At 42.8% G+C, this 18168-nt stretch carries 15 protein-coding genes and 4 pseudogenes; 16 read left to right on the top strand and 3 right to left on the bottom strand.

What is annotated here, in order from left to right:
* The first annotated feature begins 50 nt into the window (after positions 1 to 50).
* Positions 51 to 893 (top strand): DegV family protein, encoded by an 843-nt coding sequence (locus B9Z54_RS16050; RefSeq protein ID WP_113929325.1) that lies wholly within the window; start codon positions 51 to 53, stop codon positions 891 to 893.
* 360 nt (positions 894 to 1253) lie between these two features.
* On the opposite strand, the gene B9Z54_RS16045 is transcribed toward B9Z54_RS16050, so the two are convergent.
* The gene (locus B9Z54_RS16045) at positions 1254 to 1760 is read right to left on the bottom strand and encodes a PCYCGC domain-containing protein (RefSeq protein WP_113929324.1); all 507 of its coding nucleotides are present in this window, start codon (positions 1758 to 1760) and stop codon (positions 1254 to 1256) included.
* Between the two features lie 179 nt (positions 1761 to 1939).
* On the opposite strand from B9Z54_RS16045, the gene B9Z54_RS16040 reads away from it, so the two are divergent.
* The 3 genes and pseudogenes from B9Z54_RS16040 to B9Z54_RS16030 all read left to right on the top strand — a co-directional run.
* Entirely contained in the window at positions 1940 to 2908 is a 969-nt protein-coding gene (locus B9Z54_RS16040) for a nucleoside hydrolase (RefSeq protein WP_113929323.1), read from the top strand.
* A gap of 337 nt (positions 2909 to 3245) precedes the next feature.
* Entirely contained in the window at positions 3246 to 4073 is an 828-nt protein-coding gene (locus B9Z54_RS16035; RefSeq protein ID WP_240189963.1) for an SGNH/GDSL hydrolase family protein, read from the top strand.
* A gap of 18 nt (positions 4074 to 4091) precedes the next feature.
* Positions 4092 to 4649: pseudogene (locus tag B9Z54_RS16030) on the top strand (YpmS family protein); the annotation flags it as partial.
* A 434-nt stretch (positions 4650 to 5083) separates the two neighbouring features.
* On the opposite strand, the gene B9Z54_RS16025 reads toward B9Z54_RS16030, so the two are convergent.
* Positions 5084 to 5821 (bottom strand): DUF4397 domain-containing protein, encoded by a 738-nt coding sequence (locus tag B9Z54_RS16025; RefSeq protein WP_113929320.1) that lies wholly within the window; start codon positions 5819 to 5821, stop codon positions 5084 to 5086.
* A gap of 395 nt (positions 5822 to 6216) precedes the next feature.
* On the opposite strand from B9Z54_RS16025, the gene rsgA reads away from it, so the two are divergent.
* The 4 genes from rsgA (at position 6217) to B9Z54_RS16005 (ending at position 8893) form a co-directional block, all read left to right on the top strand.
* On the top strand, positions 6217 to 7257 hold the full coding sequence (rsgA, locus tag B9Z54_RS16020; RefSeq protein ID WP_240189961.1) for a ribosome small subunit-dependent GTPase A: 1041 nt from the start codon (positions 6217 to 6219) through the stop codon (positions 7255 to 7257).
* Positions 7258 to 7318: 61 nt separating this feature from the next.
* Entirely contained in the window at positions 7319 to 7888 is a 570-nt protein-coding gene (gene msrA / locus B9Z54_RS16015; protein ID WP_113929319.1) for a peptide-methionine (S)-S-oxide reductase MsrA, read from the top strand.
* Positions 7885 to 8313, top strand: coding sequence for a peptide-methionine (R)-S-oxide reductase MsrB (gene msrB / locus B9Z54_RS16010; protein WP_113929318.1), 429 nt, complete (start codon positions 7885 to 7887; stop codon positions 8311 to 8313). Before msrA ends, msrB begins: the two co-directional genes overlap by 4 nt.
* A gap of 79 nt (positions 8314 to 8392) precedes the next feature.
* Positions 8393 to 8893, top strand: coding sequence for a PTS sugar transporter subunit IIA (locus tag B9Z54_RS16005; RefSeq protein ID WP_113929317.1), 501 nt, complete (start codon positions 8393 to 8395; stop codon positions 8891 to 8893).
* 140 nt (positions 8894 to 9033) lie between these two features.
* Here the strand turns inward: B9Z54_RS16005 and B9Z54_RS16000 are convergent, their stop codons facing one another.
* Entirely contained in the window at positions 9034 to 9612 is a 579-nt protein-coding gene (locus B9Z54_RS16000; RefSeq protein ID WP_113929316.1) for a DUF502 domain-containing protein, read from the bottom strand.
* A gap of 468 nt (positions 9613 to 10080) precedes the next feature.
* Between B9Z54_RS16000 and B9Z54_RS26715 the strand changes: the two are divergent.
* From B9Z54_RS26715 to B9Z54_RS15960, 8 genes and pseudogenes are all read left to right on the top strand, one after another.
* Positions 10081 to 10173: pseudogene (locus B9Z54_RS26715) on the top strand (YjcZ family sporulation protein); the annotation flags it as partial.
* Positions 10174 to 10591: 418 nt separating this feature from the next.
* Positions 10592 to 11904 (top strand): annotated as a pseudogene (locus tag B9Z54_RS15990) (aspartate aminotransferase family protein).
* A 19-nt stretch (positions 11905 to 11923) separates the two neighbouring features.
* Positions 11924 to 12610 carry a 3-oxoacid CoA-transferase subunit A gene (locus B9Z54_RS15985; RefSeq protein ID WP_113929314.1) on the top strand — a complete coding sequence of 229 codons (687 nt, stop codon included), beginning with the start codon at positions 11924 to 11926 and terminating at the stop codon, positions 12608 to 12610.
* Positions 12595 to 13254, top strand: a complete 660-nt coding sequence (locus B9Z54_RS15980) for a 3-oxoacid CoA-transferase subunit B (protein WP_113929313.1) — start codon at positions 12595 to 12597, stop codon at positions 13252 to 13254. The genes B9Z54_RS15985 and B9Z54_RS15980 overlap by 16 nt, the downstream gene beginning before the upstream one ends.
* A 573-nt stretch (positions 13255 to 13827) precedes the next feature.
* Positions 13828 to 15092: pseudogene (locus tag B9Z54_RS15975) on the top strand (peptidase).
* 150 nt (positions 15093 to 15242) lie between these two features.
* On the top strand, positions 15243 to 16082 hold the full coding sequence (ablB, locus tag B9Z54_RS15970; RefSeq protein WP_113929312.1) for a putative beta-lysine N-acetyltransferase: 840 nt from the start codon (positions 15243 to 15245) through the stop codon (positions 16080 to 16082).
* Positions 16083 to 16213: 131 nt separating this feature from the next.
* Entirely contained in the window at positions 16214 to 17620 is a 1407-nt protein-coding gene (kamA, locus tag B9Z54_RS15965; RefSeq protein WP_113929412.1) for a lysine 2,3-aminomutase, read from the top strand.
* The gene (locus B9Z54_RS15960) at positions 17613 to 17900 is read left to right on the top strand and encodes a YokU family protein (protein ID WP_113929311.1); all 288 of its coding nucleotides are present in this window, start codon (positions 17613 to 17615) and stop codon (positions 17898 to 17900) included. The genes kamA and B9Z54_RS15960 overlap by 8 nt, the downstream gene beginning before the upstream one ends.
* The last annotated feature ends 268 nt before the right edge of the window (positions 17901 to 18168 follow it).

Below are 18168 nucleotides of genomic sequence, written 5' to 3'. Positions count from 1 at the left end.
TTCCATATCAAGGTATAATACAAGCATACACGAGACAAGGATGTGTGGAAATGAAAGATATCAAAATTGTAACGGACTCAACTGTCGATCTCTCAAAAGAAGATATTGAAACATACGGTATTCACGTAGTACCTCTGTCTATTTCAATAAAAGGCGAGAATTATCTGGATAGGGTCGACATCACTCCAAAAGAATTCATGGAGAAGATGAAGGAGTCCAATGAACTTCCTAAAAGCTCTCAGCCTCCTGCAGGAGAATTTGTCAAATTGTATGACGAATTGGGCAGCGATGGAAGCATTGTGCTATCTATACATATGACGGGAAATATGAGCGGTACCGTAAGATCCGCTGAAAGTGCGGCTGAAATGAGCTCTGCGAATGTAAAGGTGATTGACTCGCGCTTTATCTCAAAAGCACTTGCCTTTCAGGTGATAGAGGCTGCAAAGATGGCAATGGACGGACAAAGCCTTGAAGATATCCTGGAAAGGCTGAATCAAGTCAGAAATGAAACCAATCTATTTGTGGTTGTTGACACATTGGAGAATCTTGTCAAGGGAGGAAGGATAGGTAAGGGGAAGGCCTTGATTGGATCTCTGTTGAATATTAAACCGATTGCTTCATTAGCTGGAGGGGAATATACTCCCGTAGCAAAAGTGCGAAGCCATTCACAGGTGGTCAAATACTTAGCATCTCAGTTTATGGAAGACGTAAAAGGAAAGACAATCCGCGGAGTTGGCCTTGTCCATGCAGATGGGCTTGACCTCGCACACAAGCTAAAAGACCGGATTACTGAATTGACCGGCTATGAAGCTATCGAAATTGAGGATACGACGCCGATTATCAGTACACATACAGGACCGGGCGCGATTGGGTTTATGTATTATACAGATTGAATAAAAGGAAGGTTCCGTTGACGGGAACCTTCCTTTTGTTTAGAAGATAGGAAACGGACTGGTTTGTGCAGCAGTAGAGGCCAATCTAGCTCCAGCGGCCGAGGGTCCGTACCCACTGGAACGGACTTAGCGACTAGCAGGTTTCGTTCTCTCTCCTTGCGATAAGTCAACATCAACTCACTCCGATCGTTGTGTTTCCTTTATCTCATCGAGAGCCCTGAAATCTGTATGTCGCTGAACGGCCGCTTCCGATTTTTAATTCACCCCACGCCCCGCGGAGTCGTGCGACTGGAGCGGAAATCCATTACTTCTCAATAGCCACAACCATTGCGAAAAGAGTGTTACGAAAAGAGCCTGCCCTTAAGAAGGCATTGGCGTCGGCGTCGGTTTTGCATATCCTTCTTCATATTTTTCATCAATGTAATGACGGATATCTTTAATAGATTCTCCTTTTTCGTACATTACAATGGACTCGGCAGCGATTTCCAGACAAGCAAGACACCTTGTGCCATGATCATCCCAGATGACCTTATTTCCCTCTATTTCATGGACGAAGCAATTCAGATTGTTCATGTGCCCAGCAGATTCCCCGCATCCGCAATAGCATGGAATGTATTCCAATAAGTCAGGATTTTGGGCGGCAGAGGCATAGACCAGCCTAATGTTGTCATCCTTTTCATCTAAAAAGGACGGCAGCTGCTCAGGTCCTGCTGTCTCTTCTCTTATATCCCCGTTAGCGAGTTCCTCATGATGATGCACATGCTCATCTGAAGAAGTTGAACGGTTTTTTTCATTGGAACTGCAGCCTGCGATGAATAACATCAGTACTGCCAGACTAACAATATATAAAGCTATCCCTTTTCTCATAAACTGAATATCACTTCCTTTATTGAATATTTTCATCATAACAGGTTCGGTAATTCTGTGGTTTATAAATGATCAATTGTTAAAAGTCTGTCACGAAACTTCGGTGAGTTACGGTGGTATCTAACACAAAAATAGCAGCAAGGTTTACGAGAAGATCTTAATGTAAGGAGTGGTGATGAGTGGCAAAGAAGAAAATTCTGCTGTTTTCTGATTTCGGGGTAGATGATGTAATAGCCCTTCTCTATGCATTTTATAGTGAAGATATCGAGGTAGTGGGAATTGTTGCTGATTACGGTAATGTATCAAAGGAGACCGCTTTAAAGAATGTGCAATATCTGCAAGCGCTCACAGGTGCGGAAAGGCCGGTAATTGGAGGTGCTGTATCTCCGTTGACAGGAGAGCTGCCGCAATATTTTCCCGAGATTCACGGCATAGCCGGTCTGGGACCGATCATCCCGGAGAATTACCATGCTGACGAATCAATGCTGGAGAATTTTTTTGAAGTCAAAAATATCATCACTAAATATCAGGATGATATAACTATATTCAGCGCAGGCAGGCTGACTTCTTTAGCGACGGCGTTTATACTGTATCCGGAAACTATGAAATTAGTGAACGATATTTATCTCATGGGCGGAGCATTTGGAGTGCCGGGGAATATTACCCCTTTGGCTGAAGCGAATATTTACGGAGATCCTTATGCAGCCAATATCGTTTTGCAATTGTCCCCGAAGCCAGTCTACATCATCCCTTTAGATGTCACCAAGTATGCGATTTTCACACCGCAGATGATAAACGAACTTGATAATTACTTTGAACAGACCGATGATAAAGTAGGGAAAATCATAAAACCTTTGGTTGACTATTATCAAAAGTTTTATAAGAAAACGTATCCGGGCCTCGCGGGGAGCCCGCTGCATGACCTTCTTGCAATATGGGCAATCCAGCCTGGCTCAGAGATGAAATTTGTGAAGATCCCCGTTGAAATTGAAGTTAACCTGGGCACTGCACTCGGCCAAAGTTCAGGCGACTTTAGGGACAGTACCGAAAAAGCGGATTGGAAAACGCATTACGTAGCAGTCAATTTTAACTATCCCAGCTTTATCAAAAAAGTATTTCAAACGTTTAAAAATCCTCCAGCTCGTTAAAAATTATTGAAAGATGCATTAACCCGCTGCCCCGCTTTAAATGTATTTTATGGTGAGAGACATCTGTGAAAAAAGGATTGATAATCAGCATTGCCGGCATCAGGTAAAACCAGCAGAGCAAAAAAAGTCGGACTTCATAAACTCTCATGATATAATGAAAACAAAAAGGCTTTTTACCAAATCTTTGCTGCATTTTATTAATTATCTCGAAGACTCACACCATGCATTAGAAAAGAGGCGCTCTCTATTTTGGGTGAGTAAAGTCTAGCTATTCAGTGGGGATTTTAGAGCAGCAACTTTAGAAAACAGCCAATAAAAAAGAGAGGAGATCGTTCTTATGAAAAAAATTCTCTTCTCTCTCTTATTCCTTTTCATATTTGTTTCAGGTTGTTCTGGCGAGGATATCGTATCTCATCCGCAAGTTACTCATACCTTGCTGCAAAAAGAACAGCCGCCTGCTGACTTTATACCGAAAGATATTAAAATTGTTTCAATCGGTGATTCCTTAACTCAGGGAGTGGGGGACAGCACAAAAAGCGGTGGATACGTTCCATATTTGCAGATGCATCTTGAAAACCTTGACTCGATAAGAGATGCCGAGTTCATAAACTATGGGGTAAGGGGAAGACGTACCGATCAGTTATTGAAAAGGTTGAATGAAGAAGATGTAGGCAAGGCCGTCTCAGATTCTGACCTGGTTTTCATTACGATCGGCGGCAATGATGTCATGAAGGTATTTAAAGAGAACCTATATAATTTAAATCTGGCCGTCTTTAACGAAGAAATGGTTAACTATGGTGATCGCCTGCGTGAGATACTGACACTCATCAGACAGTATAACCCGGATGCCGGCATTGTGCTGGTGGGAATCTATAATCCTTTCAATACCTGGTTCTCTGAGATCAAAGAGGTTGATGAAGTTATCTTAAACTGGAATCTATTCAGTGAAGAAGTACTAGCTGAATATGAGAGGACGGCGTTTATTACAGTAAACGATATTTTTATCGAAGGCCAGGACAGTCTCCTGTTCGAGGGTGACTATTTCCATCCAAATGATGAAGGTTACGAATTAATGGCGGATAGAATGTTTGAGGAATTAACGGAACGGGAAACGTTATCAGAGCTGACTCAAAGTGAATTCAGTGTTGGGGAAGAGGGGCTTTAGAATGAAAAAAAATGGAAGGCAAGCTTTTTTACTCTTCTGGGTTTCAACATCTTGGTGATTCTGTTCGTTGCCGTTTTGTTGATGGTCCCGATTGAAGATGATGAGCTGCCTGAAGAAAGCTTAAATGAGAGAGAGAACGTCGCTTTTCAAATAAGAGCGACCAAGAAGGATTTAAATCAAATAATCGACCATTATATTGAGGACGAGTTCACAGCTCCCGTGGATTACTCAGTTGTGTTGGATGACCAGGTGGTACTTAATGGTGCTGTACCAGTCTTCACCAGCGAAATAAACTTTAAGATGACTTTTGAGCCAAAAGCCCTGGAAAACGGGGATCTGCTTTTGAAGCAAGACTCCATTTCTGTAGGAGCGCTGAATCTGCCGGTAGAGCATGTATTAAAAATTATAAGGGATTCTTATGAATTCCCAGAATGGATCAAGATCCAGCCAAACGAAGAATTGATTTATGTATCACTGCAAAACCTGGAAATGAAGAGTGATCTGAAAGTAAGGGCAGAAAAGTTCGATTTGGAAAATGATAATATCGTCTTTAATATGCTGGTGCCAGTTGATTGAATAATACTAGGCGCAAGAATGATGATGGGGTGTTAGTGCCCCATCATTTTTCTATTTGGAAAATTCTCTTTGATGCCCTATTCTAGCAGACTCATCTTCTTTTAGTCATCAAGGAGCTTCCATGATGCCTTGTTCTCTGATTATCAGCAGCGGTAGGGCATCTAAGTGCTTCCTAGTTGCCCTTTTTCCTCAATATCAGCAGAGATAGAGCATCTAGGAGTTCTCAAGTAGCCCTTTTTCTCATTTTCAGCAGAGATAGGTCAGCACGACGCTCCCTTGATGCCCTTTTCTCACATGGTCAGGAGAGTTAGGTAACCTAGACTCATGGAATACAGTAAAGAATCCGAATCTCATCTGGGTTCTCAAAGGTATTTGAACGCAGACAGATTATACAAAACAATATTAATATATATCAGGAAAAGGTCCGGATAATTTTACCCCATAACCAACAGTGCATCCAACTCTGGTGATTCATTCAGCAGACCGACTGCAAAAATGGTGTAAGCCTGATTTGGCTGAAAAGAAACGTTTGGTACACTTAATACAGCATCTTTCGTACCTGCAGCTCTCACCTCGAGATTCACAGTCATCGGCGTCAGCCCGAGGTAATCCGTTGCTTGCTTGAACGAAACCTTCGGGAAGATGACATCCCCTTTTGCAACGGCAATATCGACCGCCGGAGCATTCGGTGACAAATGGATGAAGCGTACTTTTGTTTCACCTTGGGGGACGAACGGATCTGTCACATAAGGAAGAAGCTGCAATTTATTTCCTTTCCCTACAGCCGCAAGAGTATAAATCTTTCCTGGTTCCACCGTTACTTTTTTGCTGATGACAGTGCTGACACTGGTGCCTGCTGGGTATATATCAATATGATATTTTCCAGCAGGCAGTGGCATGAATCCGCTGATGTCTTTGAAACCTATATCACTCAATATTTGATTTCCGTTTACATATACATCTACATTCGGAGCATCAGGGACAGCGTGCAGGACCCTTACCTGAGCCGGTCGGTCTTGATGCTGGTCCCTCATGCCGTAAATGCCTTTTTGCATATACTTTAAGTGCTTCTGATAATAATGTATGTGCAGTCTGGGGTCAGTGTATTTATAATACATGGATAATAAATCGTACATGGCAGCTTTTTGAAGATAGGCTTCTTTGTTTGTCATTCATCTCTCTCCTATTTTCGAATTTACTTCAATACACTATGCCTTTCAGGGAAAAATGGTGAAAACACCCAGTACATCACAAGCAAAATTAAGTGAGCAGAAGGTTGAAATAGTGAAAATTAAAAAAACGTTGTAATTTCTGGTAAAGGATGCCATAATAGGGTTATTAAATAGAAAGCAGGTGATGTGTTATGAGTAAATCCAATTTGTACTTTGTCTTTGATTTCACTGACACGGCCTGTTTTCAATGTGCGGATTTATCATGATGCCTAGTTGATCCTGTTTAGGATTAAACTGTTTCTTCGATATGCATATGAACCATGGCCGTGTCCTATGCCATGGTTTTTTTGTATGTAAATTTTTCGGGGAGCCCGGATTTATTAGGAGGAAACAATTTGAACGGATTAGAAAAGATTTTCATAGAAAAGGCGAATCAGTTGAAGAATGAGGCACTCGAAATTGGGCGAGTGACCTCTCAACATAAAGGTGTCTACACACTGCTTTCTCTTGCGGGTGAGTATCAAGCGAAGCTCACAGGAAAGTTCTACTATCATTCTCAATCCAATGAGGACTTACCTGCGGTCGGTGACTGGGTAGGATTCAAACCTTTGGAGCATGAACAGGCGATGATCGAGAACGTACTGCCCCGCACAAGCAAATTCTCCAGAAAGAAAGCGGGAGATGAAGCAGAGGAACAAATTATCGCTGCCAACATCGATTTTTTATTTATTGTCACGTCATTAAACGGAGACTTGAACATCAACAGATTAGAACGGTATCTGCTTCTCTGTTGGGAAAGCGGAGCAAGCCCCGTTTTAATCCTAAGTAAAGCGGACTTATGTGATAACCTTTTAGAAAAATCTGCTGAGGTGGAAGCAGTCGCAATGGGAGTACCGATCATTCCTGTTTCTTCGTTTGAAAACAGGGGTATCGAAGAACTCAGTCCATATTTGTCTCATGGAAAAACAGCTGCGTTAGTGGGATCTTCCGGTGTTGGGAAATCAACACTGTTAAACAGTTTGACGGGCAAAAGCCTGCAGGCTGTAAAGGAGATAAGAGAGCAAGACAGCAAGGGGAAGCATACGACGACCCACAGGGAGATGTTCCTTCTTGAAAATGGAGCATTCATCATTGACACCCCCGGCATGAGGGAACTGCAAATGTGGGAAGGCAATGAAGGGATTTCCACACAGTTCAGGGACGTGGAAGAGTTTGCTGAGCTGTGCAAGTTTCGGGATTGCACACATGAAGAGGAACCTCAATGTGCAATCAGACAGGCTATTGAACAAGGTCTTCTGCATGAGGAACGATATATAAGTTATCAGAAACTGCAAAGAGAAATCCAATATAGCAAGAGAAGAGCCGATAAACGTCTTCAATCTCTGGAAAAAAAGAAGTGGAAAAAGGTCAGCCAGAACAGAGTGGGCCGCCGGTGATCTAATTCTTTTACCTCTCATCATTTTCACGTTAGAATTATGCAATAAAGGGAATATTGTTATGGAGAACGGAGAAAGGATGAGATTGATGAAGGAAAATCCTGAAACACGGAAAGCAACCTTCGCAGGCGGCTGCTTTTGGTGCATGGTTCAGCCGTTCGAGGAAATGCCGGGCATAATCCATGTTGTTTCCGGTTATACAGGCGGAGAGAAGGAAAATCCAACCTACCGCGAAGTGTGTTCAGAAACAACGGGCCATTATGAGGCTGTCCAAATCACCTATGATCCGGAAAAGTTTCCTTATGAGAAATTGCTGGAACTTTACTGGCAGCAAATAGATCCCACTGATCCAGGCGGACAGTTTTTTGACAGGGGACAATCTTATACGACTGCCATATTCTATCATGATGAAGAACAGCGAATCGCAGCGGAAGAATCTAAGCAGGACCTTGCCAAAAGCGGTAAGTTCCAGAAACCCATCGTGACCAAGATCCTGCCGGCCAAAAAATTTTATGAAGCTGAAGAGTATCATCAGCAGTACTACAAGAAGAATCCTTCACATTATCAACGGTACAGTATAGGTTCAGGACGTAAAGCATTTACTAAACAACACTGGGGGGAGCAGCAGTGAAGAAAAAAGAAGACTTGAAAAAACATTTATCACCCATTCAGTATGAGGTGACTCAAAATAATGGAACAGAACCTCCCTTTAAAAATGAGTATTGGGACGAATTCGGTGACGGTATCTATGTAGATATCGTTTCGGGCAAACCGCTGTTCAGCAGTAAAGATAAATATGATGCAGGCTGCGGATGGCCGAGTTTCACCAAACCGATAACAGAAGAGGAAGTAGAAGAAAAGATGGATTACAGCCACTTTATGGTCAGAAAGGAAGTCAGAAGCAAATCTGGCGACTCTCATCTGGGTCATGTATTTGATGATGGTCCCGGACCGGATCAGCTCAGATACTGCATCAACTCAGCAGCAATGAAGTTCATCCCTAAGGAAGACCTTGAAAAAGAGGGGTATGGCGAATATAATAAACTCTTTGAGTGATTGCTTATCCAGCAGCATGAATCATTCCTTGAAAAATACACACAGCTAACAAACTTCAGACAAAGAAAGGTTGATTAAAATGCTTAAGAAATTTTTCGGTAAAAAAGAAGAAGCACCTAGTTCCATTAACGTACATTCTCCTCTAACTGGAAAGATGCTAAGCCTTGAAGAGGTACCTGATCCTGTATTTTCCCAAAAAATGATGGGTGACGGAATTGCCGTCGAACCAACGGAAGGGAAAGTCGTTTCACCTGTAAACGGGGAGATTATACAAGTGTTTCCAACCAAACATGCTGTCGGCATCAAGGCGGAAAATGGAGCAGAACTTCTTATTCATATTGGACTGGAAACAGTGTCCATGAATGGGGAAGGGTTTGAAGCTCATGTATCTGAAGGAAAAAAAGTCAAAGTGGGAGACCCGCTTGTGACATTTGATATGAATCTTGTAAAAGAGAAAGCGAAGAGCACCATCACACCTGTCATTGTCACTAATGGAGATGACTTGGCCACAGTCGAAAAAGCAGAAGTTGGAGAAGTAACAGCCGGTCAAAGCCAGGTAATGACGGTTACTGCAAAATAACAAAAAGAGCTGAAATTTCTCAGCTCTTTTTTTGTTGACCTGCTAATTTCACTAAGATTTTAGTTAAACATATAAAGGTGGTATGTAATCCAGAAGAGATAACAACACCATACCGATTCATAAGCAGAATCATACATATTTTACCTTTTCGAAGAGGTCATGCCTCCGGATAAAATGAATTTCATCGCATCTTCAGGACTGACATCTATTATTTTTACTTCATCTTTCGGAACCAAAAATGTGAATCCGGCCACCTGGAAGGTTTGCGGAATATAGACTGCAACATACTGCTCTAGCGGCGCGTGGAACTGATCCAGTTCTTCTGACGTTATAAATCCGAGAGATTTCATCCCAGTGCCGGGAAGAGTGACGAGGGCCACTTTTGAAAATGACTTCTTTTCACCAATAAAAGAATGGACTGTATCCTTGATGATGCTGTAAAGAGTCTTAACCAAGGGTATTTTCTTTAGTGTGAAATCAAGCAGTTTGATGAACGAACCTGTTATAAACCTTGTGGAAAGCCAGCCGAGCAGTGTGATTAATATAACCGTTGCCAATATTCCTATACCAGGTATATAATTTTCATCCATATACGGCTTCAGTACATTCCCCAGCAGACCGTCAAGAAAAATAAAAAGCTTGTACACTACGTATATCACCAAACCGATTGGCAGAATGGTCAATACACCATTAAAGAAATTTTTTATTAAGTACTTCATCCTGATCTCCTCGTTGCTTCTAAAGTTCTTAAAGGTGGGCTATTTTCGCATACATTGTTGCTTTCGGAAAATTCCAAAAGCCGGATTTTCCCCCTGGATACTAGGCTTTTTCGCTCTAAAAGAATAAAGAAGCTCTTTTCTCTCTTGTTTTACAGGTTTTCCGGTTAATTATGGCGCTATCTTTCGCAATTAATATCAAATAGCCACAAAGTTTACGAAAAGAGCCTAACGGTTTCTTACAGTTGAACCCTAAAAGTGTTTACTATTTTGATAAGTATAAAGCAAATTGGAACTTTGGGGAAGTGCTTCTTCTAAATGTTATCCTGCTCTATCTGGGCAAAAGCCCAAACACATTAGGCGCTTTATACATACTTTAATGGTGAAGCAGAAATAAATCCGAGGAGTGGTATGTATATGCATTACGGATATGACAATTGTTGCTATGCTTATCCTGCAGCACCTGTAGCTGGTGCGGGATATGCGGGTGGATTCGCGCTGATAGTTGTGCTGTTTATCTTATTGATCATTATCGGGGCGGTTTGCTACGCGCCTAAATGCTGATGTAAAGCTGAATACTAACTGACGTAACGCTTAAAAAGGCCGATATCTAAATCGGTCTTTTTTGTTGAAAAATTTTAAATCAGGGTCATATGGGGTTACAGGACATTTTGATTTGCAGGCCAGTCCAGTCAGGGAGCTGTTCAGAGGGGTGAATAGGGTAGTTTGACGGGTTAGGTACGGTCATGGTGTCTTCAAATAGAATGGTGGATTGTCTGAATTTATAGAGTCAGAATGCCGTACAAACAGAAGATGGTATCAGTTTGGCAGAATTCATACTGTCAGTCAGCATTCACAAGAGATAATTCTTAAACAGGATTCGAGCTTGCACTTTAAGTTTAACTTTTTCAAGAAAGATTCTCCTAATTAAACATAAGTATTAGTAAGAGTAGAACTCCACTATAAATCAGGAGGGGGTTTCATGCCTCGTTCTCACCTAATCAAACCGATGCTATCGGAGGGTTATCCCGAAATCGATTATGGCAAGGGTGTATTTCTTTATGACAAGGAGGGTTTTGAATACCTGGATGCATGTTCTGGTGCAGTGACAGCTAATATCGGCCATGGAATTCAGGAAATATTGCAAGCTATTTACAGGCAAGGGCAGCAGGTTTCGTTTGTTTATCGTTCGCAGTTCACGAACGAGCCAAGTGAACAACTTGCTGCCCTTCTTTCACAAGAAACGGGGCTGGATTGGTGCTTCCTGGTCAACAGCGGTTCAGAAGCAGTTGAAACCGCTGTAAAGATTGCTATTCAGCATTGGCAGGAGAAAGGAAGGCCTTCCAAACGCAGAGTGATCTCCCGTTGGTTAAGCTATCACGGAATTACATTTGGAGCTTTATCAGCCTCTGGGCACCCTGTCAGAAGGGAAAGGTTTGATTCATTTGTGGGAGACTGGCCGGCCGTTGAACCCCCATATTGTTATCAATGCCCATTCGGCAAAACCTATCCCGCATGCAATGTTCAATGTGCCAGACAGCTTGAAACAGTGATTAGAAGAATAGGAGAAGGAAATGTTGCTGCGTTTATCGCTGAGCCTGTTATCGGAGCAGCAGGAGGGGCAATAGAGGCACCCCCGGAATATTTCAAGGTTGTGAAAGAAATATGTGAAAAATATGAGATTCTTTTCATTGCAGACGAGGTGATGACGGGCTGTGGAAGAACAGGCACTTTTTTGGCTATGGAACATTGGGGAGTCCAACCCGACATAGTGGCGCTGGGCAAGGGCTTGAGTGCTGGGTATGCCCCTATTGCCGCTGCGCTTGTAACAAAGGAAGTTTTGGAACCGATTCTTCAGGGCTCGCAAGTCATAATGAGCGGTCATACCTTCAGTGCAAATCCTCTTTCAAGTGCGGCAGCCCTCGCTGTCCTTAAACTCATTAAATCAGAGAAGATGATTGAAGGAGTTGGAGAGAAATCTAAGTATCTGCAAAATCAATTGAAGATAATGAAGAAGAACTATTCTATTATCGGGGATGTCCGGGGAAAAGGGCTGATGATAGGGATTGAATTCGCGGGGTCTGTTAACGGGAAAAAATAGATGCAGCTTTTACTTCATTACTGGTAGATGGAGCGAAGAGGGAAGGACTCCTTCTTTATCCAGCAGCTGCAGGTATTGACGGGCGAAGCGGTTCGGCAATTCTGATTGCTCCCCCATTCACAATTACATTACCTGAATTGGATGAGCTGATAAACCGGTTAGAAAGAACGTTTAAAGCCATTACAGAGATATGAATTGAAGGAAGGGAAGAACATGGGGGAACAAAAGGTCTGTGATTACGAAGAAATAAAGGGATTTTTCCGAAATGGCATGACATTAATGTTTGGGGGTTTCGGGGGCGTGGGATCACCTCCTACAATAATCAAACATCTTCTTCATTGGGAACTATCTGGTCTAACCTTAATAGGAAACGATACAGGATTTCCTTCAATCGGGATAGGACAGCTCGTTTCAGAAGGAAGAGCAGCAAAAGTGATTGCCTCTCATATTGGAAGTAATCCTGTGGCTGGAAGGCTGATGAGCGAAGGGAAATTGGAAGTGGAATTCTCTCCTCAAGGAATTCTTGCTGAAAGAATAAGAGCGGGTGGAAGCGGATTGTACGGAATTATCACGGATGTTGGCTGGGATGACCCATTTTTGAATAAAGGCAAGATGACGATTGAAATCGAAGGGAAAACGTATCTCACCGAAACAGCGTTGACAGCAGAAGCAGGTATCATCTATGCAAAGAAAGCTGATAAGCTTGGGAATCTTGTCTATGACAAAAGCGCAAGAAATACCAACCCTTTAGTGGCAATGGCCTCAGATATCACAATCGTGGAAGCGGAAGAAATTGTGGAACCGGGTGAGCTCAATCCGGAGGAAATTGTAACACCCGGAGTTTTCATTGATAAAATCGTTCTTTCTAAAGGGGTGGACTGGAAGTGGGCTTGGGAGTAACAGAGAAAAATAAGATGGCAGCCAGAGCAGCTAGAGAGATCCGTGATGGCATGGTCGTTAATTTGGGAATCGGTATACCTTCTATAGTTCCGAATCATCTGGATGGGGTGAAAAACGTCCTCTTTCATGCGGAAAATGGAGTCCTGGGAATTGGAAAGACACCAGTGCCTGGGGAGGAAGACCAGAACCTTTGCAATGCCGGGGGATTCCCGGTCACCCTGGAAACTGGGGGAAGTTATTTTGACAGCTTGACGGCTTTCAGCATCATCAGAAGGGGACTGCTTGATCTCACAATCCTGGGGGCTCTTGAGGTTAGCCAAAAAGGAGATCTCGCCAACTGGATCATTCCCGGTCAGAAAGTTCCCGGGATGGGAGGAGCAACCGAATTAGCGATGAAGACTAAAAAAGTCATTGTGTTGATGGCTCACTGTGATAAATACGGAAACAGCAAAATCGTTAAAGAATGCAAGCTGCCGTTGACTGCTCCAAAATGTGTGAGCATGCTCATCACAAATATGGGGGTGTTTGAAGTAACTGCAACTGGAATAAGGCTCCTGGAAATATTTAAACCATACACACTGGCTGATCTTACCCTAAATACAGAAGCTGATTTTGAAGTATCTGAGAATCTGATGTTCATTTAAACACTCCGGCGATTTTAAGGTCATTGTATGAAAAATTTCATTATTAAAAAGTTAAGTTGCTTCCACGAGACAGAAGCACCCAAGTGCATAGTAGCATTCTATAAGACACTTCGCTGGGAAAAAAGCGCTTAAGTGTGAAATAGAAGCTTACTAAAAGACACTTCGCTGGGAAAAAAGCGCTCAAGTGTGAAATAGAAGCTTACTAAAAGACACTTCGCTGGGAAAAAAGCGCTCAAGTGTGACATAGAAGCATTCTATAAGACACTTCGCTGAGAAAAAAGCGCTCAAGTGTGACATAGAAGCATTCTATAAGACACTTCGCTGAGAAAAAAGCGCTCAAGTGTGAAATAGAAGCATTCTAAAAGACACTTCGCTGGGAAAAAAGCGCTTAAGTGTTCCATAGGAGAAACCTAAGAAGCACTTCGCTGAAACCGATCAAGTGTCCCATAGAAGCTTACTAAAAGAAACCTCAAGAGAAAATTCCTGCAATATGTTCCTCCATGATGACAAAACTTCAGGTTAGGTAAAAAACGTGAAGTGAACATTATATTATGTAAAAAGGAAGTGAAAGAAATGGACAAAAATGCGGTCAAACAATGGATTCACAGCCAGGAAACGCAGGCTGTCCGTCTCTTGCAAAAGCTAATACAGGAAAAAAGTGTCCGCGGCAATGAATCCAAAGCACAAGCGGTCATTATAGAGAAATGCAGAGAATTAGGAATGGAACTGGATATTTGGGAAATCGAAAAAAGGAGATAGAGAACCACCCATTCTATCGCTGCGACCGTGAAGAATTCCAGGGAAACCCCAATGTTGTTGGAGTGATAAAAGGGAAAGGCGGAGGAAGGTCAATCATCCTTAATGGACATATTGATGTGGTGCCTGAAGGAGATGAAACTGCCTGGACTATCGACCCATATAGCGGAGAGTACCTTAACGGAAAGGTCTTCGGCAGAGGATCAACCGACATGAAGGGCGGAACAGTATCTCTATTACTTGCAATTGAAGCATTAAGAGAAAATGGGATTGATCTAAAAGGGGATATCATTTTTCAGAGTGTAATTGAAGAAGAAAGCGGAGGGACAGGTACCTTGGCTGCATTGCTAAGGGGCTACACAGCAGATGCTGCGATCATTCCTGAACCAACGAACTTAAAAATGTTCCCGAAACAGCAGGGCTCCATGTGGTTCAGATTGTCTATAAGAGGGAAGCAGGCTCACGGCGGGACCCGCTATGAGGGGGTGAGTGCAATTGAAAAGGCTGCTGCCGTCTTAAATGCACTGCAGCTGCTGGAACGAAAAAGAAATGAGAATGTGACAGATCCCCTTTATAGAAATATACCAATCCCTTTCCCAATTAATATAGGAAAATTTGAGAGTGGTAAATGGCCATCCTCAGTCCCGGACTTGGCAGTGATAGAGGGAAGAATCGGTGTTGGACCGAATGAAACGATGGAAGAAGTTGAGAACGAATTAGGATCTTGCCTGAAGAAGCTTTCCGAGAATGACAGCTGGTTTGAACACCATCCTGTACAGTTGGAGTGGTTTGGAGGAAGGTGGCAGCCTGGAAGTCTTGAACCTGACCATCCATTCCTGGGTGTGATGGCAGACGCCTATAAAAACGTATTGGATTCCAATCCGGTCATCGAAGCTTCACCATGGGGGACAGATGGAGGGATTTTGTCAAAGGGAGGAAATATTCCTGTCATCGTATTTGGACCCGGCACCACCGAAGCGGCTCACGATGCAAATGAATACATTGAAGTCCCCAAAATCCTGCTTGCAGCAGAAGTGATTGCCTATGCCCTTATCAAGTGGTGTGGCGGACCTGATGCCTAAGAGAGACGTACCCAACCAGGGGGTGCTTAATGATCATTAACAAGGTGCCAGAGTCAGTTTATTTAAAAATTATACTGGCGCTATTAGAGTGAGGTTCAAATAATTACCGGTTCAGTGAAAAATAGTTAAAAAGAGAAAGCAGGGAACAGCATGCAATTCAGCAAGGAAATCACAGGAAAAAAAGCGGTCGTCAATATCTATTGCGATTCCTTTAATGAAAGGATAAGGGTCGACAGTTATTCTGGGAAGTTGGAAGAAGTAAATCAAATAATTGATAAAGCAGCAAATGCCTCTGCTGCGGAGAAAGTGATCGTCAAGTCGCAAACTGAACATCTGCATGCTTTTTTAGAAAAAGGTTACGAGCTGGAGGCTTTTATTAAAGGATACTTTCATGGAAGTGATGCCTATTTTTTAGCAAAGTTCCTGACTGTAGAGAGGAAGCTTTCCTCTGAATGGGAGAAATCCAACAAGATCTTGGGAGAGGTTCAGCAGCTGAAACCTGAGGAGAAGCACCCTTTATATTCCTACAATCTCCAAAAGGCTGGTAAAGGGGATGCTGAAAGGCTGGCTGGACTGTATGAAAAGGTCTTCCCGGTTTACCCGGTACCCATGCAGGACCCGGAGTATGTACAGAAATCGATTGAAGGTGGGACAGTCTTTCTGTTTGTGGAAAAAAGCGGTGAAATCATCAGTGCTGCGTCTGCTGAAATAGATCAAGGTCTTCGATGTGCTGAGTTGACTGATTGTGCCACACTTCCAGCTTTCAGAGGAGGGGGCCTTATGAAACAGCTGTTGGCAGGACTGGAAGAAGAACTGGAAAAGCAGCACATTTACTGTGCCTATACGATAGCCAGATCGCTTTCTTACGGAATGAACGCAGCCTTTAATCAACTCGGTTATCGTTATGGGGGCAGGCTTGTGAATAACTGTTATATATTCGACAAGATGGAGGATATGAACATTTGGTGGAAGGATTTAAGTGATGGGTAAAATCTTATAACAAAACCAGAAACCATTTTTCCCGGCCCAACATAGCCTAGAAGTATCTTGAAATCTGCTTGAAAAATTGCATTGAAGGGCTGTCAGTCTAGTGAAAAGATGGAGAAGGGTTGGTGCTTCACATGTTGAATGATTTATATAAGCCGAAGAGACATTGGAAAGACATAGAAGTATGGAAGGATGTCACAGAGGAGCAATGGAATGATTGGATTTGGCAGCTGACAAATACAATAAGGACTCTGGATGATTTGAAAAAAGTGATTAACTTGACTCCCGAAGAAGAGGAAGGGGTCAGGATTTCCACGAAGACCATTCCTCTGAACATAACTCCCTATTATGCATGGCTTATGGATGAACAGGATCCCCGTTGCCCTATCAGAATGCAGTCTGTGCCAATAGGAAAGGAGATTCATAAAACGAAATATGATATGGAGGATCCTCTGCATGAGGATGAAGATTCTCCGGTTCCCGGGCTCACACATAGATATCCTGACAGAGTGCTCTTTCTGGTCACTAATCAGTGTTCTATGTACTGCCGCTATTGTACAAGAAGGCGCTTTTCGGGCCAAATAGGAATGGGTGTGCCAAAGAAACAGCTTGATGAAGCAATTAATTATATACGAGAAACCCCTCAAGTCCGGGATGTGCTGCTTTCAGGAGGAGATGGACTCCTGATTAATGACAAGATTCTTGAATATATCTTGAAGAATCTGAGAGAGATTCCCCATGTGGAAATCATCCGCATCGGTACTAGAGCACCGGTAGTATTCCCTCATCGAATCACGGAGAACCTGTGCAGCATCCTGAAAAAGTATCACCCCGTATGGCTTAACACTCATTTCAATACTTCCATCGAAATAACCGAGGAAGCCAAAAAAGCTTGTGAGATGCTTGCGGATGCAGGGGTTCCTGTCGGAAATCAGGCAGTCATCCTTGCAGGAATCAATGACAGCGTACCTATTATGAAGAAACTGATGCATGACCTTGTGAAGATCCGCGTCCGTCCCTATTACATTTATCAGTGTGACCTTTCAGAAGGAATCGGACATTTCAGAGCTCCTGTTTCAAAAGGGCTTGAAATCATCGAAGGTTTAAGAGGCCATACTTCGGGATATGCAGTCCCTACCTTTGTTGTGGATGCACCAGGCGGGGGAGGCAAGATTGCACTTCAGCCGAATTACCTTATTTCACAGAGTGCCGGAAAAGTGGTTCTCCGGAACTTCGAAGGGGTCATCACCACCTATCCGGAACCTGAAAATTATACACCGGGCAAGGCAGACGAGTACTTTAATTCCATTTATCCATTAAAAGATTTTCAATCGTCCATAGGCGTTACAGGACTCATGAATGAATCGAAATCCACTCTCGTTCCGGAGGGGCTGCACAGGCAGAACAGGAGAGAAAATTATGTCACCAATCCAGAACATAAGTCATTGAAAGATTTTCGTGAGAAAAGGGATGTGTTAAAGGAGAAAAAGTTCCAAGCACAGCTCAAAAAAATGGAAAAGGCAGACTCAGCCGATGATTGAAAGGTTTGAGTGCGAATGGTGCGGGGAAGAACAAGCATATAGAAGCAGAGGGCCGGTTTTTTGGGAATTGCCGGATGGTTCAAGGGCAATCGAAATAACAGGAACGCCGCAGGTTTTTTGCAGCGGGTGCGGAATCGTGTTTACCGAGGAAGCGGTTACAATCGAATTGGAAGACCAGCTCCTGTTGATAGACACAAAGCCGCTTGGAGAGAGGGTTTCATATCGGGATTTGATGAAAATTGAAAGGAAACTCAAAAGAAATTATTTCCGTTTTGATTGAATGAGGCTTTCCGTTTCTCTTTACGTTTCCTGATTGTTTATGTATTCTAATACAAAGGCTGTTGTCACATAAACTGTTGCTTACGGAAAAATCCCAAAAGCCGGATTTTCCCCCCTAATACTAAGGTTCTCTCTAATAGGGGTGAGTAGCTCTTTTCTTTCTTGCTTACCAGGATATTTAAGGTTAATTACGGTGTTATCTTACCAACTTTATATTAAAAAGCAACAAAGTTTACGAAAGGCTCTTTTCTAAAAGATTTTGGCTTTTG

Origin of the sequence: Bacillus sp. P14.5 (assembly GCF_003316765.1) — a bacterium.
GTDB lineage: Bacteria > Bacillota > Bacilli > Bacillales > Bacillaceae_B > Rossellomorea.
This window is presented reverse-complemented; position numbering and strand designations above follow the sequence as displayed.

Coding starts and splice junctions, on each gene's coding strand:
- B9Z54_RS16045 (WP_113929324.1), bottom strand. CDS start 1,760: ATGAGAAAAGGGATAGCTTTATATATTGTTAGTCTGGCAGTACTGATG.
- B9Z54_RS15960 (WP_113929311.1), top strand. CDS start 17,613: ATGATTGAAAGGTTTGAGTGCGAATGGTGCGGGGAAGAACAAGCATAT.
- B9Z54_RS15985 (WP_113929314.1), top strand. CDS start 11,924: ATGGGGGAACAAAAGGTCTGTGATTACGAAGAAATAAAGGGATTTTTC.
- B9Z54_RS16025 (WP_113929320.1), bottom strand. CDS start 5,821: ATGACAAACAAAGAAGCCTATCTTCAAAAAGCTGCCATGTACGATTTA.
- B9Z54_RS16005 (WP_113929317.1), top strand. CDS start 8,393: ATGCTTAAGAAATTTTTCGGTAAAAAAGAAGAAGCACCTAGTTCCATT.
- msrA (WP_113929319.1), top strand. CDS start 7,319: ATGGAGAACGGAGAAAGGATGAGATTGATGAAGGAAAATCCTGAAACA.
- B9Z54_RS16035 (WP_240189963.1), top strand. CDS start 3,246: ATGAAAAAAATTCTCTTCTCTCTCTTATTCCTTTTCATATTTGTTTCA.
- B9Z54_RS16000 (WP_113929316.1), bottom strand. CDS start 9,612: ATGAAGTACTTAATAAAAAATTTCTTTAATGGTGTATTGACCATTCTG.
- ablB (WP_113929312.1), top strand. CDS start 15,243: ATGCAATTCAGCAAGGAAATCACAGGAAAAAAAGCGGTCGTCAATATC.
- kamA (WP_113929412.1), top strand. CDS start 16,214: ATGTTGAATGATTTATATAAGCCGAAGAGACATTGGAAAGACATAGAA.
- B9Z54_RS16050 (WP_113929325.1), top strand. CDS start 51: ATGAAAGATATCAAAATTGTAACGGACTCAACTGTCGATCTCTCAAAA.